We start from the raw sequence: 2,906 nt of genomic DNA on the forward strand, positions 1-2,906 counted from the left end.
TGTCCAACCCTTCACGGAGGAGGTTGATGCCGACGAGTACGTCGAACTCGCCCAATCTGAGTCCCCGAACGAGTTCGTGGCGTTCGAGCGTGTCCGTCTCGTCGTGCATGTACTCGACGGCGACACCCGCTTCTTCGAGGTACTCCGTGAGGTCCTCGGCCATCCGCTTGGTCAGCGTCGTCACGAGGACGCGCTCGTCGTTCTCGATGCGCTCGTCGATACGGCCCATCAGGTCGTCGATTTGGCCCGAAGCCGAGGCGACCTCGACCTTCGGGTCCACGAGGTGCGTCGGGCGAACGATCTGCTCCGCGATCTGCTCGCTCTGCTCGCGTTCGTAGTCGGCGGGCGTCGCGGAGATGTAGAGCGTTTTGTCGCTCTTCTCCTCGAACTCCTCGAACGTGAGCGGGCGGTTGTCGTAGGCCGTCGGAAGCCGGAAGCCGTTCTCGACGAGCGAATCCTTTCGGGACTTGTCGCCCGCAAACTGCCCCCTGATCTGGGGTACCGTCTGGTGGGATTCGTCGATGACACAGAGGAAGTCGTCGGGGAAGTAGTCCAGCAAGGTGTACGGCGCATCGCCGACCTCTCGCTCGGTGAAGTACACCGAGTAGTTCTCGATCCCCGAGCAGTAACCCGCCTCCTTCATCATTTCGAGGTCGAACGTGGTCCGTTCTTCGATCCGCTGGGCGGCCACCAAATCCCCGTTGCGCTCGAAGTAGCGGATCCGTCGCTCCAAATCTCCCTCGATTTCCGCGATCGCTTCCGCCATCGTCTCCTCCGGGATCGAGTAGTGCTCCGCCGGGTGGACGAGCACGGCGGGTTCCCGCGATTTGACCTCCCCTTCGAGCGGGTCGATCTTCACCATCTGGTCGATCTCGTCGCCCCACAGTTCGACGCGGATCGCGTATCGGCCGTACATCGGGAAGATTTCGACGGTGTCGCCGCGAACCCGGAACGTCCCCTGCGTGAAGTCCATGTCGTTTCGGTCGTAGTTCAGGTCCACGAGGCGGGCGAGCAGTTCCTCGCGTTCGATGGTCTCGCCGACCTCCAGCCGTAGCCGCATGTCCTCGTAGTTTCGCGGGTCACCGAGGCCGTAAATCGCGGAGACCGAGGCGACGACGATGACGTCGTCACGGGTCAACAGCGAGCGGGTCGCGGAGTGGCGCAGGCGGTCGATCTCCTCGTTGATGGACGCGTCCTTGTCGATGTACGTGTCCGTCTGTTCGACGTAGGCCTCCGGTTGGTAGTAGTCGTAGTAGGAGACGAAGTACTCCACCGCGTTGTCCGGGAAGAGGTTTCTGAATTCTTCGTACAGTTGTGCCGCCAGCGTCTTGTTGTGTGCGATGACGAGCGTGGGTTTCTGGATTTCCTCTATCGTCCACGAAACCGTGTTCGTCTTCCCCGACCCCGTGACGCCCAACAGGGTCTGTTTTTCCATCCCCTGATTGAACCCCGTCGCCAACTGCTCGATGGCCTCGGGTTGGTCGCCCGCCGGGTCGAACGGCGCGTCAACTCGAAAGTCGGTTTCGGCGTCGGGGTTGTCCGGCCGAAGCGGGCCGGACTGGGTGTCGCTCATGGTATCTTTCGTAGGAATTCGAGCTACTTGAGCGGGTCGCTTGTCTGAGCAAGTGGCGGTTCTCACGGCCGTCGTTGGTGGGAAGTAGCCCTCGAAAGCCCCCACCCAGCCACGCTCGCACGATTCGCGTGACTGTACCGGTAGCTCCGAGGAAAGTCGCTACGAAAGGATCGAGTTTACCGCGACTACAGTCCCAGATCCCTCCAGCGCAACGCTATCCCGTGAATTGGTGGTGGTAGACGTACTGCTCCCTCGTCCCGCCGGTGAACAGGTCGGTGATGCGCTCCTCGATGCGTTCGAAGCCGTTGGCTTCGAGGAACTCGGTTCCGGATTCGCTGTCGGCGAGGACGGGGGCTTTCAGTCGGGTGAGGCCGCGTTCGTGGAGTCGCTCCTCGATTCCGGAGAGGAGGGTGGTCCCGATCCCGGTCCGCCAGTGGTCGGGGTCGACGTAGATGTCGGTCAGTTCGCCTTCGCCGACGCTGTCGGCGTGGGTCTGTGCGGTGGCGTGGACGTACCCGACGAGGTCCTCGTCCGCCGTGGCGACGAGGGTTTCCGCCTCGTCGTCGTCCATTCGGGTTTCGATCTGTTCGACAGTGTACCATTGGTTGAACGCGGCATCGTGCTCCTTGGGAGGGAGAAAGTCGTAGGCTTCCTGCCACGCCGCGTGTGCGACTCGGCGGATATCGGCCGCGTCGCTTGCCGTCGCCGGTCTGATTTCCATACGGAATATGATTCCACGCTGAATCATAGCGTTGGCGGTGGTTTGGAATGGTTCTGCCATACTCGGGAATGAATATGGAACGACACCGAATGGATAAGGAACGACGCTGAATGGGTATGGAACGGCACTGAATGGGCAACTGTTAGGGGATGGAACGACAACCGGCGAATCATGACCGATGCAGACGACCTCGCGGAGCAGGTATTGGCGGGAGACCTGCGCCTGCACGAACTCGAAGACCACACGGATGCCGATACGGCGACTGAGGCGCGCCGGAAACTCCTCGAATCGGAGACGGACGCAACGCTCGATACGGTCGGTGAGTACGCCTTCCCGGCCGAGGACGCCGAGACCGCCATCGAGAACATGGTCGGGACGATTCAGGTGCCGCTGGGTGTGACCGGGCCGGTCGCCGTCAACGGCGGGTCGGCCGACGGCGAGTACTACCTCCCGCTCGCGACGACGGAGGGGGCGCTCCTCGCCAGCGTCAACCGCGGTTGTTCCGTCATCGACTCCGCGGGCGGCGCGGACGCGCGCGTGACGAAGCAGGGGATGACCCGCGCTCCCGTCTTCCGCGTGCAGGGCATCGCGGAGGCCGAGGCGGTCGTGAAC

General features: G+C 62.6%; 2 protein-coding genes and 1 pseudogene. 1 reads left to right on the plus strand and 2 read right to left on the minus strand.

What is annotated here, in order from left to right; genetic code table 11:
• Positions 1–1,573, minus strand: a 1,573-nt coding sequence (gene uvrB, locus WBV42_RS13475; RefSeq protein WP_423986483.1) for an excinuclease ABC subunit UvrB, incomplete at its 3' end; no start/stop codon positions are given.
• A gap of 214 nt (positions 1,574–1,787) precedes the next feature.
• Positions 1,788–2,294 carry an N-acetyltransferase family protein gene (locus tag WBV42_RS13480; protein WP_423986484.1) on the minus strand — a complete coding sequence of 169 codons (507 nt, stop codon included), beginning with the start codon at positions 2,292–2,294 and terminating at the stop codon, positions 1,788–1,790.
• 171 nt (positions 2,295–2,465) lie between these two features.
• On the opposite strand from WBV42_RS13480, the pseudogene WBV42_RS13485 reads away from it, so the two are divergent.
• Positions 2,466–2,906, plus strand: a pseudogene (locus WBV42_RS13485) (3-hydroxy-3-methylglutaryl-CoA reductase); the annotation flags it as partial.

It is taken from the genome of Haladaptatus sp. (genome assembly GCF_049589095.1).
GTDB lineage: Archaea > Halobacteriota > Halobacteria > Halobacteriales > Haladaptataceae > Haladaptatus.